The sequence below is a fragment of the Streptomyces sp. NPDC054834 genome, assembly GCF_053611185.1.
In genome coordinates this window covers 51,311-70,959 of sequence record NZ_JBSGZV010000003.1, presented here as the reverse complement: position 1 = coordinate 70,959, position 19,649 = coordinate 51,311, and the positions used below count along the sequence as shown (strand labels likewise).

Below are 19,649 nucleotides of genomic sequence, written 5' to 3'. Positions count from 1 at the left end.
GGGCTCCGCGGCCGGCTGCTCGCCCACTCCGCCCGCCACCGGGACACACCCCCGGGCCCCGGCTACAAGTGGGTTGCCCTGTCCAACACCACGCTGGGCGTACTGATCGCCACGATGGACGCCTCCATCGTGATCATCTCCCTGCCGGCCATCTTCCGCGGGATCGGTCTGGACCCGCTCGCGGCCGGCAACATCGGCTATCTGCTGTGGATGATCCTCGGCTACCTGCTGGTCTCGGCCGTGCTGGTCGTCGTCCTCGGCCGCCTCGGCGACATGTTCGGCCGGGTCCGCATCTACAACCTTGGCTTCCTGGTCTTCGCCTGCGCCTCCGTCGCCCTGTCCCTCGACCCGTTCCGGGCCGGCGCGGGCGCGCTGTGGCTGATCCTGTGGCGCATCGTCCAGGCCTTCGGCGGCTCCATGCTCACCGCCAACTCGGCCGCCATCCTCACCGACGCCTTCCCGGCCCGGCAACGCGGCATGGCCCTCGGCGTCAACCAGATCACCGCGCTCGCCGGGCAGTTCCTCGGTCTGCTCGCCGGCGGTCTGCTCGCCGCGGTCGACTGGCGAGCGGTGTTCTGGATCAGCGTCCCGGTCAGCGTCACCGGCACCGTCTGGTCGTATCTGAGCCTGCGCGAGACAGCGGTCGGCGGACGGGGTCGCATCGACTGGCTGGGCAACATCACCTTCGCCACGGGCGCGGGCATCCTGCTGGCCGGCATCACCTACGGCGTCCAGCCCTACGGCGGCCACCCCACCGGCTGGACCAATCCCTGGGTACTCGCGGGCCTGATCGGTGGCGTGTTCCTGCTGCTGGTGTTCTGCGTCGCGGAGACCCGGGTCGCCGATCCCATGTTCCGGCTGTCCCTGTTCCGCGTGCGGGCGTTCGCGGCGGGCAACCTGGCCGCCCTGCTCACCTCGATCGCCCGCGGCGGCCTCCAGTTCATGCTCATCATCTGGTTGCAGGGCATCTGGCTGCCGCTGCACGGCTACGACTTCGAGGACACCCCGCTGTGGGCCGGCATCTTCATGCTGCCGCTGACCCTCGGCTTCCTGATCGCCGGTCCCGTCTCCGGCTACCTCTCCGACCGGTTCGGCGCCAGGCTGTTCTCCACGGCCGGCCTGATCGTGGTCGCCGCCTCCTTCCTCGGCCTGCTGGCGCTGCCCGTGAACTTCGAGTACGGCCTGTTCGCCGCGCTGCTGTTCCTCAACGGTCTGGGCCAGGGCATGTTCTCCTCGCCCAACACCTCGTCCATCATGGGAAGTGTCCCGGCCCGCTACCGGGGCGTGGCCTCCGGGATGCGCTCCACCTTCCAGAACTCGGGCACGGCCCTGTCCATCGGCGTCTTCTTCTCGCTGATGGTGTCCGGGCTGGCCTCCTCCCTGCCCGCCACCCTCAGCAGCGGCCTCCAGGCACACGGCGTACCCGCCGGAACCGCCCACGACGTGGCCTCGCTGCCGCCGGTCAGCACCCTGTTCGCGACGTTCCTGGGTGACAACCCCATCGGCCATCTGCTCGGCGCCGGCGGCACCCTGGACCATCTCACCGCGGCCCAGCGCGCCACCCTGACCGGCCACACCTTCTTCCCGGAACTGGTCTCCGGGCCCTTCCACCACGGCCTGGGTATCGTCTTCGGCGTCGCGGCGGGCATGGCCCTGGTCTCCGCCCTGGCCTCGGCCCTGCGAGGCGGCCACGAACGCGCCGACGACGACGCCCCGAAGAGCGGACCGGACCACTCGACGCAGGAAGGACAGTCTCCGCGGCGGATCGCGCCCTCCTCATGACCGACGGCCGGCGGGCGACCCCGAACTCCTTCTCTCCGGCCGTCGTCCGTGCATGATGATGGGCGGATGTCCATTCAACCGATCGGCAGTGCACGGCAGATGCCCGCCGGGCTCGTCGCGCTCGCTCTCGGCGGGTTCGGGATCGGCCTGACCGAATTCGTGATCGCCGGGCTGCTACCGCAAGTGGGGCGGAGCCTCGCGGTGTCCGAGGCCGCGGCAGGGTGGCTGATCTCCGGGTACGCCCTGACGGTCGCGGTCGGCGCGATCGTGGTGACCGCCGCCACCGCCGGCCTGCCGCGCAAGGCCGTCCTCGTCGGGTTGGTGGCGCTGTTCGTCGTCGGCAATCTGCTGTCCGCCGTCGCACCGAACTACCCCGTCATGATGCTCGGGCGCGTGGTCGCGGCACTGTGCCACGGCTCGTTCTTCGGCATCGGCTCGCTCGTCGCGCGGCGCATGGTCGCTCCCGAGCGGGCGTCGAGGGCGGTGGCGGTGATGTTCGCCGGGCTGACGGTCGCGAACGTGCTGGGCGTACCGTTCGGCGCCCTCGTCGGCGAACGGTGGGGCTGGCGCGCCACGTTCTGGGCGATCACCGGCATGGGTGTCATCGCCGCGGTCGCCATCGCCGTGCTGGTGCCGGGCTGGGCCGGCGCCGTCGACCGGCCGCAGTACGCGGAGAGTTCCGGCACGGCCACCGGACGGGCGGACGGGCTGCGTGCCCAACTCCGCGCCTTCCGGTCGGTACAGGTCTGGCTGACCCTCGCCGCCACCGCGCTCGGTTACGGCGGGATGTTCGGCGCGTTCAGCTACCTCGCGTACACCTTCACCCGGGTCACCGGCTTCTCCAGCACCGACGTCGCCTGGCTGCTCGTCGTGTACGGCACCGGTCTCGTGATCGGCAACATGGCCGGCGGACGGGCCGCCGACCGCAATCGCGACCTCACCCTGGTGGCTTCCCTCGCCGGTCTCGGTGCCACCCTCGCCTTGTTCGGGCTGCTGGCCGCCAGCCCCACGGCATCGGCGGTCCTGGTCTTTCTGACGGGGCTGTTCGGCTTCGCCGGGGTTCCCGGCTTCATCACCCGCGTCACCGACCACGCCCACGGGGTTCCGCTCGCCGCGAGCGCCAACGTATCCGCCTCCAACATCGGCAACGCCCTGGGCGCCTGGCTCGGCGGCCTCGCCATCAGCGCCGGTCTGGGCTACACGGCTCCGCTGTACGTCGGCGCGGCCATCGTCCTGACCGGGCTCGCCGTGATGATGGTCGCCGCATGCCGATCGGCACCCGGGCCACGCACCACGGACCTCAGGCTCGCCGAGGACACGTCGTCCGCGAACTGATAGGCCCGGCCCGTACGGGGCATCGGTTTTTGGTCGTGGACCCCCTCTCTTCAAGGTGCTGTCGTACGTCATCGGGAAGTTCGGCCTGTCCACGCTGACCAGCCCCGGCTCGCTGATCCTGCTCTTCTGCGTCACCTCCGCCCTGTTCGTCGTGGTCGTGCTCGGCGGCGTGCTCGCCGCATACGTGAAGCTGAACATCTTCCAGCTCGTGCGCTGCTTCAAGGAGGAGTTCTTACTGATCCTGGGCACGTCCACGGCGGACCGGCCCTCCCCGGGCTGATGCGCAAGCTGCGGTTACATGGGGGCCGAGAAGTCCACGGTGGGGCTGGTCGTACCGACCGGCTACAGCTTCAACCTCGACGGCGCGACGATCTACCTCTCCCTCGCCACGCTCATCATCGCCGAGGACGTCATCAAGGCGCTCATCGACGCCCTGAACACCTGACGACATCTGAAACGCGGCCACGCTCGGACGGCCCCTTACAACAAAGCGACATGCCGTGCCGGGCGTCGCGAGCCTCAAAGGTCTTCTACCTGTGATCATGGAGCGTTCGGTGAAGGCGATCGACGAGGAGCGCCAGGTCGCGGAGGTCGATGTGTCGCCGCCGCCCGGTGCCCGGGGCAATGGGCTGTAGGTGATGTGGTGAACTGGTTGACCTCGCTGCCGGCGGTGGTGCTGGTTGTGGGCGGGCTTCTGCTCGCCTTCCTGGTCGCGGCCCTGGCACGGATCGGTGTCCGGGCGCTCGTACCGGTCGCGGAACAGGACCGGGTACCGCAGATCGTCACGCCCCTGATGCCGACACTCGGAGCCGCCTTCGCGATCTTCGCGGCACTCACACTGGCCAGCGAGTCCGGCTACCTGCGTGCGGCGGAGGGGCTGGTGAGCGACGAGGCGGCCGCAGCTTCGCGCCTGGCGTGGGCGGCGACAAGTCCGAGAGTCGATTCGGAGCCGATCCACGCGGCGCTGATGGAATACTTGCGGACGACGCGTGCCAGGGAATGGAAAGGTGCGGCGGCGTCCGGCGACGACCCGGAGACCGCTCGTGCGATCGCAGGGCTGGAACGCACAGTGCGCGCCGAGGCGGCCCGGCCCGAGGTGGGAACCCCGGCCGGCACGGAACTGGTGGCTGCCCTGGACGGTGTCACCAATGGTCGTCGCGCCCGCATCGCCGCCGCCTCGCGCGCCGTACCCGTGCTCTACGTCATCACGCTCGTGGCCAGCGGACTGGCCCTGATCGTGAACGCCGGCGCGCTGGTCTTCCGCAGCAGCCTGCGAACGTCACTGCTCATCGCGGGTGTCGCGAGCGTGGTCGGGCTGAGCCTGGCGTTGCTCTTCGCACTCAGCGCGCCCTGGAACGGACCGTTCATCGTCAGTGGACATCCCCTCGACGCCATCATCGGGGATCTGAAGTCCGGCTTCTTCGGCGCCGGGTCATAGGCCGCGAGGTCTGCGTATACGGCGTTCGGGTCACGTACTGCCTGAGGGCATGGCACCTCGGCAGCATGCGTCCGCACCCCGTTTACGTCGTGGGACGCTCCTTCGGCCCGCTCGCCGCGCATCCCGGCGGGCTGGGGCTGTTCGCTGGGCTGGAGGAGTGGCCTTCGGAGCGGCGGAACCTGGCCCGGTACGTCGTCGCACACCCGGCGGCCCGCGATCTGTTCGGTGGCAGGACGCCGTGCGCTGCGTCGTTGCGTGGCCGCGCGGACTGCGCGGAATCGAGCCGGATGCCCCGACCTGGTGGCGCTCATCGGCGAACTGGCACCCCGGATCACCAGGCGATGGTGCTCCTGGACCGGCTGTCGGCGCAGGCACGTCACGGGAAGCCGAACGCCGTGGCAGCGGTCATGTCAGCGGTCGTGTCAGAGGCGTGACAGGCGGGTGTCAGGCCCGCCGGTGACGGTGGGCGCATGAAGAGTTCGGCGATCGCGGTCTCAGGGCTGCGCAAGGCATATGGCGACAAGGTCGTGCTCGACGGCATCGACTTCGATGTTGCCGCGGGATCGGTTTTTTCCATGCTCGGCCCGAACGGGGCGGGCAAGACGACGGCGGTGAACGTCCTGGCGACGTTGACGAGGGCCGACGCCGGGACGGTGTACGTCGGCGGGCACGACGTGGCGACGGCGACCAAGGAGGTGCGTGCGGTCATCGGTGTGACCGGGCAGTTCGCCGCGGTGGACGAACTGCTGTCGGGCCGGGAGAACCTGCGGATGATGGCGGATCTGAAGCGGGTGCGTGACGGTGGCCGGGTGGTCGCGGGGCTGCTGGAGCGGTTCGACCTGGTGGAGTCGGCGGACAAGCTGGCATCGACGTACTCCGGCGGCATGCGCCGGAAGCTGGACCTGGCGATGACGCTGGTCGGCAGCCCGCGGATCATCTTCCTGGACGAGCCGACGACGGGTCTTGACCCCCGTAGCCGGCGCACGATGTGGGAGATCGTCCGCGCGTTGGTGGCCGACGGCACCACCATCTTCCTCACCACCCAGTACCTCGACGAGGCCGACCAGCTGGCCGACCGGATCGCGGTGCTCGACCAGGGCCGGCTGGTCGCCGAGGGCACCCCCCAGGAGCTCAAGCGCCAGGTCCCCGGCGGCCACATCCGCCTCCAGTTCAACGACGTCCGGCAGATGGACGCCGCCCAGAACCGCCTCGCGCTCAGCACGGTCACGCGCGACGACGAGGCGCTCGCCCTCCAGATCCCGAGCGACGGCAGCATCCCCGCACTCCGCGCCGTGCTCGACGTACTCGAAGGCTCCGGCATCCAGGCCGAGGCGCTGACGATGCACACCCCCGACCTGGACGACGTGTTCCTCGCGCTGACCGGGCGCGCCGACGCGGAGGTGATCGCACCGTGAGCAGTGTCTCGACGTCGTTCGGCGACTCGGCGATCATGCTTCGCCGCAACTTCAAGCACTCGGTCCGGAATCCGGTCACGCTGTTCAATTCGGTCCTGTTTCCCGTCGTGATGATGCTCATGTTCGTCTACGTGTTGGGAGGCGCCTTCAAAGTCCAGGGCAAGTACGTCGACTACGCGCTGCCGGGCCTGCTCGTGATGACCATCAGTTACGGGTTGGGGGCCACCGCGACGGCCGTGAACGACGACATGACGAAGGGCATCATCAACCGGTTCAAGACTATGGATGTCTCGCACGGCGCCGTGCTGACCGGTCATGTCGTCTCCACCACGGTGCGCTGCCTGGTCGGCGACGCGGTCATCGTCGGCGTCGGTTTCGCGATGGGGTTCCGTTCGCATGCGAGCTTCCTCGGCTGGCTCGGCGCGGTCGGCATCATGCTGCTGCTCAGCTTCGGGGCCAGCTGGCTCACGGTCGCCCTGGGACTGGCCGCGAAGACCGTGGAGTCGGCGGCCTTCGCCACCATCCCGCTGATCATGCTGCCCTTCCTGAGCAGCGCGTTCGTGCCCGCGGACACGATGGGGACCGGTGTGCGGCAGTTCGCGGAGTACCAGCCCTTCACCCCGATCGTCGAGACGCTGCGCGGGCTGCTGTCGGGCGGCCACCCGTCGACCGGCCTCATGATCGCGGCCTTCGCCTGGTGCGTCGGGTTCGCGGTCATCGGATACGTGTGCGCGGTCGCCACCTTCAAGAGGCGAGCGTGACCTCGACCAGCTGAGACCAGTCGGTCCGCGTCCCTTCCCTGGCCGCCTCGGCGAACCGCGCGTCGCCGAGGCGGCTCCGTGCCACCTGCTCGATGCGGGCCACGTCCGGATGGGAGCGGTCCTTCAGGCCCCGTACGGCCGCGCTCGCCGCGAGCAGCCGTACGGCCTGTTCGAACTCATCGCGGCGCAGGGCCAGTTCGGCGACCCCGATGAGCACCTGCCCGATCGCCAGCGGGTATCCCGACTCAGCCGCCGCCGCGCAGGCCGCCGCACGGTGCGCTCGGGCCTCGTCGAGGTCGTCGGTGAGGTAGCCGAGCAGGTCGTGCCGCACCGCGCGCATGTGCGCCAGCTCCGCTTGGTCACCCAACAAGGCCATCGCAGCGTCGAGTTGTTCGCGGGCCTCCTCGATGTCGCCGTCCCACCGGGCGAGTCCGGCCTTCACGAAGGCCAGCTCGGCCAGTGCGTCCGGCCAGGTGACTCGCTCCGCGTACCGCTGCGCCTCGCCCAGGGCGGCCGCGCAGGCGTCCTCGTCGCCCAGCAGCCGGTACAGCCAGGCCTGCTGCGACCGCAACCGGATGACGTCCTCGGTGGCACCGACCTCGGTGACGACCGCGACCGCCTCCTCGTAGTACGCGCACGCACCGGCGAACTCACCGCGCACGGCGGTCCGGCCCGCCAGCTCGCTCAGGGCGAACATGATCCCGAACCGCTCGCCGAGCGCCCGGAACTCGGCGAGCGCCTTCTCCAGGTGCGCGTCCGCGTCCCGCCCGCCACGGCCGAGAACGATCCGCATCTTGCCCAGCTGTAGCCGGGCCAGCGCGCGCACCCAGGGGTCCTCGCTGTCGAGGAGCGGTTCGAACGCGGACGGACCGGGCGTCCGCAGCAGGCGTTCCAGCGCGTCGACGAGCCCGAACATCGGGGGGCGGCGCCGGATGCGCCGACTGAACCGGTACGCCTCACGGATCCACTCCGCGGCCTGCTGTTCGCCGCCCCGTCCGTCGCTCACGAACAGCACGACCAGCGCGTACACCATGGCCCGGGCCTCGTCGGTCACCTCGCCGGGCATCCTGGAGGCCGCGGTGAGCAGCTCGAAGCCTTCGGCCCTGTGCCCGCCGAGCCACCAGTACGAGCCGGCGGCCGCCGCCAGCCGCATCGCCGCCTGCGCCTCACCGGCCGCGAGCGCACCGCGCATCGCCGAACCGATATTGTCGTGCTCGCCCGCGAGCACGGCCAGCCACTCCAGCTGCTCGGAGCGGCGCAGATGCGGCTCCGCGGTCTCGGCGAGCTCGGTGAAGTGAGCGAGATGCGCGAGGCGCGCCGACTCCGCTTCCCCCTCCTCCGCGAGCCGCTGCCCGGCGTACTCCCTGATCGTGCCGGTCATCCGATAGCGCGGGGCGCCGTCGCCGTCGGCGCGCAGCAACGACTTCTCGGTCAGCGCGGTGAGCAGTTCGAGGACCTGATCCGGCTCGACCGTGTCGCCCGCGCAGACCCGCTCGGCCGCTTCCAGGCTCGCCCCGCCGGCGAACACCGAGAGCCTGCGAAGCACCGTCCGCTCGGCGTCGGTGAGCAGTCCCCAGCTCCAGTCGACCACCGCACGCAGCGTCCGGTGCCGCGGCAGCGCGGTCCGGCTGCCGCCGGTCAGCAGGCGGAACCGGTCGTCGAGCCGGCCCGCGAGCTGGTCGACGGACATGGTGCGCAGGCGGGCCGCGGCCAGTTCGATCGCCAGCGGCATCCCGTCCAGCGCCCGGCAGACATGCCCCATCGTCGCCAGCGTGCGGGGGTCGGCCGCGAGGTCCCGGCGCACGGCACCCGCCCGGTCCCGCAACAGCCGGACGGCGGGTGCGGCCTCGATCTCGCCCGGTCCCGCGTCCCGCTCCGGCAGGGCGAGCGGCTCGATCTGCCACAGCGCCTCGCCGGTGATGCCGAGCGGTTCCCGGCTCGTCGCCAGGATCCGCAGCCGTCGGCACTCGCCGAGCATCCGGTGGGCGAAGACGGCCGCGGACTCGATCACGTGCTCGCAGTTGTCCAGGATCAGCAGCGCCTCCCGCTCGCGGATCGCGGCGACGAGACGGTCGGCCGGCTCCGCGTTCGGGGCCCCGCCGAGCAGGGCGTCCCGCAGGCCGAGCGCGGCGAGCGCCGACTGTGCCACGTCGCCGTCCGTGCCGATGGCGGCGAGCTCCACCAGCCAGGCCCCGTCGGGCAGTTCGCCGGTCAGTGTGCGCGCGGTCTCCGTGGCCAGCCGGGTCTTCCCCGCGCCGCCCGGCCCGATCACGGTGGTGAGCCGATGCCCGGCGACGAGCTCGCGCACCGCGGCGACATCGGCATCCCGGCCGATGAAACTGGTCAGCTCGGCGCGCAGGTTGGTCCTGCGACTCTCCTCCCGCCGCCCCAACTCGCCCCGCAGCAGCGCGACATGCAGCGCGGCCAGCTCCGGAGAGGGGTCGACGCCCAGCGCGTCGGCGAGGGCCTCCCGCGCGCGCTGGTACACCAGCAGCGCCTCGCTGTCGCGGCCGGCCGCGGCGAGGGCGCGTATCAGCGCGGCGACGAGCCGTTCCCGCAGCGGGTGCGCGGCCACCAGGTCGGTCAGCTCCGTGACCAGCTCCGCCCCGCGTCCGAGGGCGACCTCCGCGTCGACCCGCTCCTCGGTGGCAGTCAGCCGCAGCCCCTCCAGCCGGACGACCGCGGCGTCGAACGCGGCGCTGTCCTGGAGCCCGACGTCCTGCAGGGCCGCCCCGCGCCACAGTTCGAGGGCTTCGCGCAGCAGCCGCACCCGCCGGGAACCGTCCTCGGTACGGACCTGGCCCGCGACGACGAGGCGTTCGAACCGCACGCTGTCGACGGCATCGGGCTCCACGGCCAACCGGTAGCCGTCCGTCAACCCCTCGACCACCCCGCCCGGCAATGCCTTCCGCAGCCGGGAAACCAAGCGCTGCAGGGCGTTCGTCGCATCGGCGGGCGGGTGTTCCCCCCAGATCCAGTCGACGAGCGACGCTTTCGGGACCACGTGACCCGGCTTGAGCGCGAGGGCGATCAGCAGTCCGCGTAACCGCGCGCCCGGCACGTCGGCCAAGCCGCCATCGTCCCCGCGAACCTCCAATGGACCCAGCATCCCGATCTGCACCCGCTGATTTTGTCATGAGCGTTCGGCAGACCCAGGCGTCACCCACCTCGACAGGACGGAGGCGTACGGCCCCTTCGTCAACGAGGAACTCGTCGGCCGTGCCGTGCGCGGCCGCCGTGACCAGGTCGTCCTCGCGTCGAAGTTCGGCATGTACGCGCACCGTACCGACCGCGTGGGAGACATCGACGGCACCCGGGAGAACCACCGCACCGCGCTGGAAGCGCTCCCTGAAACGGCTCGGCACCGACCACATCGACCTGTACTACCAGCACCGCATCGACCCCGACACGCCCATCGAGGAGACCATCGGTGCCCTCGCCGACCTCGTCACGGAGGGCAAGATCCGTTACATAGGCCTGTCCGAGGCGGCCCCGGGTACGATCCGCCGCGCTCACGCCGTCCATCCGGTCGCCGCCGCTGCGCTGTCCGAGTACTCCCCGCGGACCAGGGACGTGGAGGCGAAGGCCCTGCCGCGCGGGCTCGGTCTTCGCAGCCGCCACCGAGCCTGCCCGCCGGTGAGGACGAGCTGTGCCCGATGACGCGCGCGCACCACGTAGATGTGACGATCCTCCGGTTCAACGGCCTGCGGCTGCGGCTGCGGCTGCGAAACCGGCACGGTCCACGTACTCACCGTGCGCTTCCGCGAGGGGCTGCCGAGCAGGTGTCGCGGAGAAACCCGCTCGACCCGCTCAACCCGCAGACGAGACCATGGGCAGGTGCCGTCGACCGGACCAGCAGCCCGTCAGTTCCAGGACCGTGCCGTTCTCTGGAGCATCGGCGAGATCCGTGCGGCCGATGTCGTCGCCGGTGCCTGTGACGCGCTCGTCGCCGGTCTCGACACTCCTGCGCTGCGGATCCTGGCCGCGTGCACGCGCGCGGAGGCGGATCAGGACGTCCCTGACCTCCTTCCCCCAGCACTCGACGAACTGGGCCTCGTCTTTTACCCGGTGGGCAGCGTTGCCGGCCAGGAAGCCGCCGCGCGGGCACTGGCCGCCCGGATGCTGGCCGGCGAGCTGACGCCCCGCGAGCTGGCCTTCCGGATCCACCGGCGCTTCGGGCACGGGCTGCCGCAGGCCGAACGACTCGCCGAACTGGACGACGAGTACGACATCCTCGAATACGGCGACAGAACATCGGCACAGGTGGACGCCGACGTCAGGTCCGAAGCACTACGGCTCGCTCAGCACGAGGTCCATCGGTCTCCCTGAACCCGAACGCTGCTCGACGACGGCCGGTGGGCGCACGCTTCGTCCTGAAAGTGCACCGAATTGCCGGACACGGGTGGTTCATACGGAATCCGCCCGCGATGCGTCGCCCAACTACGGCTCGATACCGGCTGGTCCGTACGAACGAGCTTGCCGATGCTTTGACGATCCGTTCCATGGACGTTCAACCAGCAGTCCCTGCCTGGGTCGTGTGCCGTGCCTATGTTCCGTGACCGTTGAGAGAGAAGGGATCCATGGACGCACTCCACGCAGTCCGGGCTCGCGGGATCACCAAGTGTTTCGGTGACGTCGTCGCACTCGACGGCATCGATCTGGATGTGACGCAGGGGCAGATTCACGGCCTGGTCGGACCGAACGGCGCAGGCAAGACGACACTGCTCGGCCTCCTTCTGGGCCTGGCCGTCGCCGACCGCGGCCGCCTGGAGATCCTGGGTACGCCGGTAGGGAGGGCGCTCGCCGCTCCCGACGGTGTCACCGGCTTCGTGGACGGCCCCGGCCTCTACCCCTCCCTCACCGCCAGGCAGAACCTCGCCGCGCTGGCCGCTCTCCGCGGCAGCGACGCGCGGACAGCGGGGATCGACGACGTGCTCGACCAGGTCGGGCTCACCGACGTCGCCGACGACCGGACACGGGGATTCTCCCTCGGTATGCGCCAGCGGCTCGGGCTCGCCGCCGCTCTGCTCAGCAAGCCCCGACTGCTCGTGCTCGACGAGCCTGCCAACGGCCTCGACCCGGCCGGCAAGAAACACGTACACGGCGTCCTCACCCGGCTCGCGGCGGACGGAACCGGCGTCGTGCTCTCGAGCCACCGCATGGACGACCTCGAGGCACTGTGCTCCGAGGTCACGATCCTGGCCACCGGACGGGTCGTCTTCTCCGGCCCGCTCGGCAAGCTGGCCGCCGAGAACCGTGAACTCGACTACCGGTTGGTCACCTCCGACCAGCAGGCCGCCCGCCGGGTGGCTGTCGACACGGCCGGGATCCGCGTCGTCGACGACGCCGGTGCACGGGACGACGCCGAGAGGCTCGTCGTGCGCGCGCTGGTGCCCGCCCTCGACGAACTGGTGGTGGGGCTCGTGCACGCGGGCATCGCGGTGCGCGAGCTCACCCCCGTGGTGTCACCCCTCGAGGCCGCGTTCCTCGCCCTCACCGAGCAGCAGGAGGCCGGTAGATGACCGCGACCACAGTCAACGACCGTGCTGCTGCCGCCAGTCGTGTCTCGGTGCCGCGCGGCTACCGCTTCGAGCTGGTCAAACTGGTCTCGCAATGGCGGATCCGCCTGCTGGTCCTCGCCTGCTGGATCGCACCGGCACTCTTCGTCGCCGCGGTGAGCAGGCAGAGCACGCTCCCCTCCGACACCCTCTTCGGCCGCTGGATGCACGCCACAGGGTGGGCCGGACCGCTGGTGATGCTCGGCTTCGCGGGTACATGGGCGCTCCCGCTGCTGACCTCGGTGGTCGCCGGTGACGTGTTCGCCTCCGAGGACCGGCTCGGTACCTGGCGCCACCTGCTCGTGGCGGTCCGCTCGCCTCGACGGATCTTCGTGGCGAAGGCGCTGGCCAGCTTCACCGTCATTCTGCTGCTCGTGGCCGGGCTGGCCTGTTCCAGCACGGCCGGCGGGGTCGTGGCGGTCGGCAACCAGCCGCTGGTCGGCCTCGACGGCCACCTGCTGGCGCCGGGGGACGCCGCCGGGAAGGTCGTCCTCGCCTGGGTCTCCGTACTCGCCCCGACCCTGGCCCTCGCCGGGATCGGACTCCTCGGGTCGGTCGCGCTGGGGCGGTCCCCGATGGGACTGCTGCTGCCCGCACTCGTCGCGCTCGCCATGCAGCTCGCCCAGATGCTGCCGCTGCCCGTCGCCGTACGCCTCGCCCTGCCCAGCTACGCCTTCATCGCCTGGAACGGCCTGTTCACCAGCCCGACACAGCCCGGCCCGCTGCTGATCGGCATCGTTGTCAGCCTGCTGTGGGCCGTGCTGGCGACCGCGCTGGCCTACCTGCTCTTCCTGCGGCGCGACTTCACCAACCTGACCTACGACGGCTCCGGGCGCCGCGCCATCACCACCGGACTCCTGCCGCTGGCCGGACTGGTCGCTCTCACGGTCGCGGTCGTCGCCGCGGCAACCCCGTCCGCGGGTTCCGGCATCCAGCAGGACAAGGTGCAGCGGTCCGTCGCCACGGCATTCGCGCACCTCTACCGCTTGCAGACCGAGCAACTCAACCGCCCCGCCGTCACCGAGGCGCAGTTGCGGGCCGAGGCGGCGTGCAACAAGGGCGCCGGCCAGCGCGCGGCCGAGGGCCCGGGCAACGACTGGCGGTGCGTCGTCTCCTGGCACCTGCCCGGCGTTCAGGTCACCGGGCAGGCCATCTACCAACTCGACGTCACTGCCGACGGGCGGTTCGTGGCCGATGGCGACGGACCGAAGGAAGTGAACGGCTACTTCCTTGTGCGGACCCCGACCGGGGACGCGCCGAACCCCTTGTGGCAGTTCGACGGCAACGTCGAACTGATCTCCACCCCCTGATCTCCACCCCCCCGACCTCCACCCCTCCCTCGAAGGGACAGCTCCATGCAGGTAACACGGCAGCGTCGGATCAGTGAGAAGGAGCAGGTCAGCCTTCTCGGCAGACGCGTCGGCCGCCGGACCTTGCTGGTGACGGCGGGCATCGCGGTCGCCCTCGCCGTCACGGGCACCGCGGTTGCCTCGACGCACCAGTTCGGCACCCAGCAGGTCGGCCAGGTCACCGATGACGGCCAGGTCGTCTCCGCGGACCAGTACATCGCCCCGTACGGCAACCGCACCGTCATCAACGACGGCAAGATCATGTCGTCCTCGGTCAGCCCGGACGGCACCCACCTCGCCGCCTCGGTCGCCGACGGCGATGCGTCACTGGTCATCATGGACCTGGGGACCGGGCAGGTGAAGCAGAAGGTCGGCACCAACAAGGCGGACGACCTGCGCATCAGCAGCGGCTCAGTCGGCCAGGAGGGCCCGACGTACTCGCCCGACGGCTCGCAGTTGTGGCTGGGTCAGAGCGACGGCTACACCAAGTTCACCGTGAACGCGGACGGTACCCTCTCCAACCCGACGACCGTCTCGATCCCGGCCGACGGCTCCAAGCACGCACTGGTGGGTGCGGCGGTGTTCTCGGCCGACGGCTCCACCGTGTACTCCGCGGTCAACGGCCAGAACCGGGTGGTCGCCATCGACGCGGCGACCGGGACCGTCAAGCAGAGCTGGGCCGTGGGCAACGCCCCCCGTGGCATCGCCATGGTCGGCGACAAGCTCTACGTCAGCAACGAGGGCGGGCGTCCGGCCAAGGCCGGCGACACCACGATGAACTCCTACGGCACCCAGGTGCCGGCCAACCCGGACACCGGTGCCGCCACCACCGGCACGGTCAGCGTCATCGACCTGACGGACCCGTCCGCCGCCGTCGGGAGCATCGACGTCGGTCTGCACCCGACCGCGGTGTATGCCAAGAAGGGCGCGGTGTTCGTCACCAACACCGCCGACAACAACGTGTCGGTCATCGACACCGCCAACGACAAGGTCGTGCAGACCATCGCCACCCAGCCGTGGCCGGAGGCGAAGGTCGGCTACGAGCCCGACGCGGTGACGCTCAGCGACGACGGTCATCTGCTGGTGACGCTCGGCCGCGCCAACGCGGTCGCCGTCTACCGCTACACCTCCCCGCAGCAGCCGGCCGGTTACGTCGGCCTGCTCCCGACGGACTACTTCCCCGCGGAGATCGCCACCGTGGGCAAGAAGGTGGTCGTCTCCAACACCCGTGGTATCGACGCCCGTCGCCCCGACAGCGCCGGCCACGGCACCCACGACACGACATCGAGCCTGACGCAGTTCACGCTCCCGGACGACAGCGTCATCAGGGCCCAGACGGCCAAGGTCTTCAAACAGAACGGCTGGACCCGCGGCTCGGTCACGCCGGCCGACGGCAAGAGCCACGCCAAGCCGGCGCCGGTCCCGGCCCGGCTCGGCGACCCCTCGACGATCAAGCACGTCTTCCTGCTCGTCAAGGAGAACCGGACCTACGACCAGGTCTTCGGCGACCTGCCGCAGGGCAACGGCGACTCGTCGCTCACGCAGTTCGGCGAGAACGTGACGCCGAACCAGCACGCGCTGGCCCAGCAGTTCGGGCTGTACGACAACTTCTACGACGTCGGCACGAACTCCGCCGAGGGCCACAACTGGCTGATGCAGTCGGACAACCCGGAGTACACCGAGTCCTCGGCCGGTGAGTACACCCGCAGTTACGACACCGAGGACGACGTTCTCGGCCACCAGAAGTCCGGCTTCATCTGGACCGGTGCGCGGGCGGCCGGCAAGTCCGTCAAGGACTACGGCGAGTTCCAGTCGATCGAGAGCAAGCCGGCCGGCGCGACCTGGCAGAACCTGTACTGCGACGCCAAGAACATGGACGCGACCGGGCAGCAGACCGCCTACCCCATCAAGACGGGCTCGGCGATCCCGTCGCTCAACAAGGTGTCGGTGCCCGGCTTCCCGCTGTTCGACCTCGACGTCCCGGATGTCTACAAGTACCAGATCTGGAAGCAGGACTTCGAGAAGAACGGTCCGGCGAACCTGAACATGTTCTGGTTCTCCAACGACCACACCGGTGGTCCGGCGAACGCGTCCGCCGAGGTCGCGGACAACGACCTCGCGGTCGGCAGGATGGTCGACGAGATCTCCCACAGCAAGTACTGGAAGGACTCGGCGATCTTCGTCGTCGAGGACGACTCCCAGAACGGCCTCGACCACGTCGACGGTCACCGTGCGCCGGTCCAGATCATCAGTCCCTGGGCCAAGCACGGCACCGTCGACGACCACTACTACTCGCAGATCACGATGATGCGGACCATCGAGCAGATCCTCGGGGTCCAACCGATGAACCAGAAGGACAGCGCGGCCACGCCGATGTACGGGGCGTTCACCCGGAAGGCGGACAACGCGCCGTTCACGGCGGTGCCCAACCGGACCTCGCTGACCCTCGGCGTCAACCCCCAGCCCTCCTGCGGCTCGGACACCCCGGCGCCCCAGGACACCAAGGCGGCGGCCGCGCCGACGTCCGCGGCGGTGCCGACGGCCGAGCGGAAGCTCGCGGCGCAGTGGAAGACCTGGGCGTCGCACCAGCGGCTGACCGGCCCGAGCGCCGTGCCCGACTACGCGAACCCCACGCAGATGAACCGCTACACCTGGTACCAGACGCACAACTGGACCAAGCCGTACCCCGGCGACAGCAAGGTCTACGCGCCCAACGACGTGCCGGGCGCCTACATCCCGTCACCGGAGTCCGACGGCTGACCTGGCCCGCCCCTGAGAGGCCCCTGGCCGGCGTCACCGCCGACCAGGGGCTCCGCTAGGCTCAGGCTCGGCCCAGCAGCCGCCAGACCTGGTTCTTCTTGGTGCCCAGTGCGCTCGCGGGGTCACATGTCCACTGGTGGATCAGGGCCCGCGGCTGGGTGGAGACGTCGGACACGTCTACGCACTTGCCGCTGTGGACGGCGACAAGCTGGTAGTCGTGGCTGTTGCCCAGCGCGGTCACGGGGTTGAGGGTGAACATCTGGTTGGTCTGGCCGTTGCAGGTGTACTGGCCGACCGCGGCCCCCTCGGCGGTGGACGCGCCGGCCACGTCGAGGCACTTGCCGCTCAGCTCGTTGACCACGGTGTAGGTGTTCGCGCGCCCGGCGACCGGCTTGAGGCCGAGCATCTGCTGGTAGCCGCCCTCGCAGTAGAACTGCTGGTACTGGGTGCTGTTCGCGGTGCTCAGGTCGGTGTCGTCCAGGCACTGCCCGCTGTTCTCGCTGACCGCGACGGTCGAGATCGTCGTGTTGGACGGGGGCAGCAGGGTGACGGTGTAGCCGTCCTTGGTGTTGTTCCAGGGGAGGCTCACCGAGGCGGCGTTGTCGCTGACGGTGAGGGTGGTGTCGGCGATCGTCTCCGGGCCGGTGACGGCCGCGCCGTTGTTGTACGGGACGCGCTGGACGACCGCGCGGACCTTGCCGCTCTCCACCAGCGACGTGGTGTTCAGGCCGGTGAGGTTGACGGTGACGGTGCCGGTGTTGCCGCTGCTGCCGAGCAGGATCTTGGCGTTCCGGGCGGTGTTGTCCTTGGTGGCCAGGCCGTCGGTGCCGGTGCCGGGGAGCAGATTGACGATGTTGCCGGTCTGGGAGCCGTAGTAGCGGTACATGAACCACTCGCCCAGCGGCAGGTACTGCCCGGCGCTGTTCTTGGTGAGCAGGTTGGCCTCGTAGTCGTGCAGGTTCGTGCCCCCGCCCCAGTTGCCGCGCAGGCCGTCGGCTCCGGCCCGCTCCAGACGGCCCATGAACCAGGCACCGCCGCCCGGCGACTGCATGGACAGGGTGGCGTACTCGTTGATCTGGTACGGGCGGGTGTTGGTCAGGCCCGCCGCGCCGAGGGTGGCGTTGGCGCGGCCGACGTCGGTGACCGGGTCACCCGGCTCGTCGTGCCAGCTCCAGATGTCCGGGGCGACGTTGTGGGCCTTGACGTGGCTGAGGAAGGCCGTCCACCAGTTGTTGGAGGCGTTCGGCTGGCTCGCGGTACTGGGTCCGACGATCAGCTGGCCGGGGAACGCGGCCCGCACCCGGGCGTAGAAGCGCGACCACATCTGGAGGTACTGACTCTGCGAGGCACCCCAGAAGTTGCTGCCGTCGGGTTCGTTCCACAGGTCCCACTGGACGGTCATGTTGTTGGCCCGTACATCGCCGATGAGCTGGGTGACGAAGTTGTCGAACTGCGTCCAGTCACCGTTGTCGCCGGGCCAGCCCTGGCTGGTGGTGCCGTCGGCGCCCCACAGGTCGTGCGGGAGGAGTACGAACGTGCCGCCGAGGGCGACGGTTCGTTTGTACTGGGCCAGGGTGGACTTCCAGCGGGTCTGGTAGTCGGCGAGGCTCGTGGCGTAGCCGCCGCTGTTGAGCTGGGCGCCGCCGGCCCGCATGAAGTGCCACTTGATGTCCTTGAAGAAGTGGTCCTGGGGGAGCGAGCCGTCGGGGGCCATCCCGTAGATCGTTCCCGAGGCGTGGTAGGTGGGCGCTCCTCCGGCGGTGGCGAAGTCCACGGTGACTGCGGTGTCGGCGGCGTGCGAGCTGGTGGCGGGCAGCAGGCTCGCCGCCATGGCAGCCAGCAGGACGGCGACGACGGACGGGCCGCGGCGTCGGGGGCGGCCGGTGGGCCTCGAGTGGTGACCGGGGGCGGTTCTGGATCGGGGGCGCGGTGAGAACAGGTGCATGGGCGGCTCTCCCAGATGGCGGGGTTGGCAGATGACTCGAACCGGTTCGACGCCGAGCAGGCCCGGAAGCTAGCACCGCCGGACAGCGGCCAGCAATACCTCTGACGGCTATCCAAGGCGGATATGGGAAAGCGCGCGCAAGGCATTGACACTCGCCTTCACCCCTTCTAGCTTCCCTTCACGCGAACCGGTTCGACAGCCGGTCCGACGGCGAACCGGATCGACGAAGGAGTCCCGTGAACATCGGTGAGATTGCCCGGCGAGCCGGTGTCTCGCGGAGCACCGTCTCGTACGCGCTCAGCGGCAAGCGTCCGGTGTCGGACGAGACCCGGCAGAAGATCCAACGCGTCATCGACGAACTGGACTACCGCCCCAACGCGAGCGCACGTGCCCTGGCCAACGGCCGGACCAGCACCCTCGGCCTGGTCTTCCCGCCGGCCGGCAGCCACTACACGGGCATGCAACTGGACTTCATCGGCAGCGTGGTGGAGGCCGCCGCGGCCTACGACTACGACGTGCTCCTGTCCCCGAGCGGAGTGGACAGCGACCGCTCGTTCCAACGGCTGCTGGGGGAGCGGCGGGTGGACGGCGCGATCCTGATGGAGATCAGGCTCCAGGACGACCGCCTCGACCACCTGGCCGCGGCGGACTTCCCCGCCGTCTGCATCGGCCGCACGGCGGAGCCGGACGGCGACTGGTGGGTCGGCCTGGACCACACGGCACTGGCGGCGGCCTGCGTCCACCACCTGGCGGACCTCGGCCACCGCAGGATCGCCTTCGTGAACCGGCCCGAGCGCCTGCTGCGGGCGGGCTACGAGTCGGCGCACCGGGGGCTCGAGGGGTTCACCAAGGCGGCGGCGGAGCGCGGGCTGACCGTACGGACGTACTGCTGCGGCGACGACGCTCCCTCCGGCGAGGCCTGCGTGGAGCGGATCCTGCACGACGACCCGGCTGCCACGGCGCTGGTCACGCTGAACGAGGCCGCGCTGGGCGGTATGTACCGCGGCCTGGCCGGAGCGGGCCTCCACGTGCCGCGGGACTTCTCCGTCACCGGAGTCGTGGCCAGCAGGTGGGCGGAGACGGTGACCCCGCGGCTCACCGCGGCGGACGTGCCGGCGGAGCAGATGGGACGCCTCGCCGTGGAGCTGCTCGTCGAGCGACTCGACCACCCTGACGCGGCACCGCGCCACCACCTGCTCACACCGCCCATCTCCCTGCGCGCGAGCACCGGCCCCGCCCACACCCACCGGCACTCCGGGCCCGGCGAGACCGTCTGACGCCCACGCGCTTCCCGCCGCGCGCCCAC

Annotated in this window: 15 protein-coding genes and 1 pseudogene; 14 read left to right on the top strand and 2 right to left on the bottom strand. The window is 70.3% G+C overall.

What is annotated here, in order from left to right:
* The first annotated feature begins 114 nt into the window (after positions 1-114).
* From ACWGJM_RS05285 to ACWGJM_RS05250, 8 genes are all read left to right on the top strand, one after another.
* The gene (locus ACWGJM_RS05285; RefSeq protein ID WP_453410656.1) at positions 115-1,782 is read left to right on the top strand and encodes an MFS transporter; all 1,668 of its coding nucleotides are present in this window, start codon (positions 115-117) and stop codon (positions 1,780-1,782) included.
* A 99-nt stretch (positions 1,783-1,881) separates the two neighbouring features.
* Positions 1,882-3,117 (top strand): MFS transporter, encoded by a 1,236-nt coding sequence (locus tag ACWGJM_RS05280; RefSeq protein WP_453410655.1) that lies wholly within the window; start codon positions 1,882-1,884, stop codon positions 3,115-3,117.
* Positions 3,118-3,172: 55 nt separating this feature from the next.
* Positions 3,173-3,397 carry a hypothetical protein gene (locus ACWGJM_RS05275; protein ID WP_453410317.1) on the top strand — a complete coding sequence of 75 codons (225 nt, stop codon included), beginning with the start codon at positions 3,173-3,175 and terminating at the stop codon, positions 3,395-3,397.
* Between the two features lie 18 nt (positions 3,398-3,415).
* Positions 3,416-3,562, top strand: coding sequence for a cation:dicarboxylate symporter family transporter (locus tag ACWGJM_RS05270; protein WP_453410316.1), 147 nt, complete (start codon positions 3,416-3,418; stop codon positions 3,560-3,562).
* A 198-nt stretch (positions 3,563-3,760) separates the two neighbouring features.
* Complete coding sequence (locus tag ACWGJM_RS05265) at positions 3,761-4,555, top strand: bestrophin-like domain (protein WP_453410315.1); 795 nt, start codon at positions 3,761-3,763, stop codon at positions 4,553-4,555.
* Between the two features lie 65 nt (positions 4,556-4,620).
* Positions 4,621-4,989, top strand: a complete 369-nt coding sequence (locus tag ACWGJM_RS05260) for an MmyB family transcriptional regulator (protein ID WP_453410314.1) — start codon at positions 4,621-4,623, stop codon at positions 4,987-4,989.
* A 36-nt stretch (positions 4,990-5,025) separates the two neighbouring features.
* A complete protein-coding gene (locus tag ACWGJM_RS05255) occupies positions 5,026-5,970 on the top strand; it encodes an ATP-binding cassette domain-containing protein (protein WP_453410313.1) in 945 nt (314 codons plus the stop codon).
* Positions 5,967-6,731 (top strand): ABC transporter permease, encoded by a 765-nt coding sequence (locus ACWGJM_RS05250; protein ID WP_453410312.1) that lies wholly within the window; start codon positions 5,967-5,969, stop codon positions 6,729-6,731. Before ACWGJM_RS05255 ends, ACWGJM_RS05250 begins: the two co-directional genes overlap by 4 nt.
* Here the strand turns inward: ACWGJM_RS05250 and ACWGJM_RS05245 are convergent.
* A complete protein-coding gene (locus ACWGJM_RS05245; RefSeq protein ID WP_453410311.1) occupies positions 6,715-9,852 on the bottom strand; it encodes a BTAD domain-containing putative transcriptional regulator in 3,138 nt (1,045 codons plus the stop codon). The two genes, ACWGJM_RS05250 and ACWGJM_RS05245, sit on opposite strands and share 17 nt — an antisense overlap.
* Before the next feature lie 19 nt (positions 9,853-9,871).
* Here ACWGJM_RS05245 and ACWGJM_RS05240 point away from each other — a divergent pair.
* The 5 genes and pseudogenes from ACWGJM_RS05240 to ACWGJM_RS05220 all read left to right on the top strand — a co-directional run.
* A pseudogene (locus ACWGJM_RS05240) lies at positions 9,872-10,340 on the top strand (aldo/keto reductase); the annotation flags it as partial.
* A 144-nt stretch (positions 10,341-10,484) separates the two neighbouring features.
* Positions 10,485-11,060 carry a hypothetical protein gene (locus ACWGJM_RS05235; RefSeq protein ID WP_453410310.1) on the top strand — a complete coding sequence of 192 codons (576 nt, stop codon included), beginning with the start codon at positions 10,485-10,487 and terminating at the stop codon, positions 11,058-11,060.
* A gap of 251 nt (positions 11,061-11,311) precedes the next feature.
* Positions 11,312-12,253: an ABC transporter ATP-binding protein gene (locus ACWGJM_RS05230; protein WP_453410309.1), complete on the top strand. Its 942-nt coding sequence runs from the start codon at positions 11,312-11,314 to the stop codon at positions 12,251-12,253.
* Positions 12,250-13,599, top strand: coding sequence for an ABC transporter permease (locus ACWGJM_RS05225; protein WP_453410308.1), 1,350 nt, complete (start codon positions 12,250-12,252; stop codon positions 13,597-13,599). Before ACWGJM_RS05230 ends, ACWGJM_RS05225 begins: the two co-directional genes overlap by 4 nt.
* Before the next feature lie 45 nt (positions 13,600-13,644).
* Positions 13,645-16,398 (top strand): alkaline phosphatase family protein, encoded by a 2,754-nt coding sequence (locus ACWGJM_RS05220; RefSeq protein WP_453410307.1) that lies wholly within the window; start codon positions 13,645-13,647, stop codon positions 16,396-16,398.
* Between the two features lie 61 nt (positions 16,399-16,459).
* Here the strand turns inward: ACWGJM_RS05220 and ACWGJM_RS05215 are convergent, their stop codons facing one another.
* Complete coding sequence (locus tag ACWGJM_RS05215; protein WP_453410306.1) at positions 16,460-18,343, bottom strand: RICIN domain-containing protein; 1,884 nt, start codon at positions 18,341-18,343, stop codon at positions 16,460-16,462.
* 236 nt (positions 18,344-18,579) lie between these two features.
* On the opposite strand from ACWGJM_RS05215, the gene ACWGJM_RS05210 reads away from it, so the two are divergent.
* Positions 18,580-19,620: a LacI family DNA-binding transcriptional regulator gene (locus tag ACWGJM_RS05210; protein ID WP_453410305.1), complete on the top strand. Its 1,041-nt coding sequence runs from the start codon at positions 18,580-18,582 to the stop codon at positions 19,618-19,620.
* Positions 19,621-19,649: the final 29 nt, after the last annotated feature.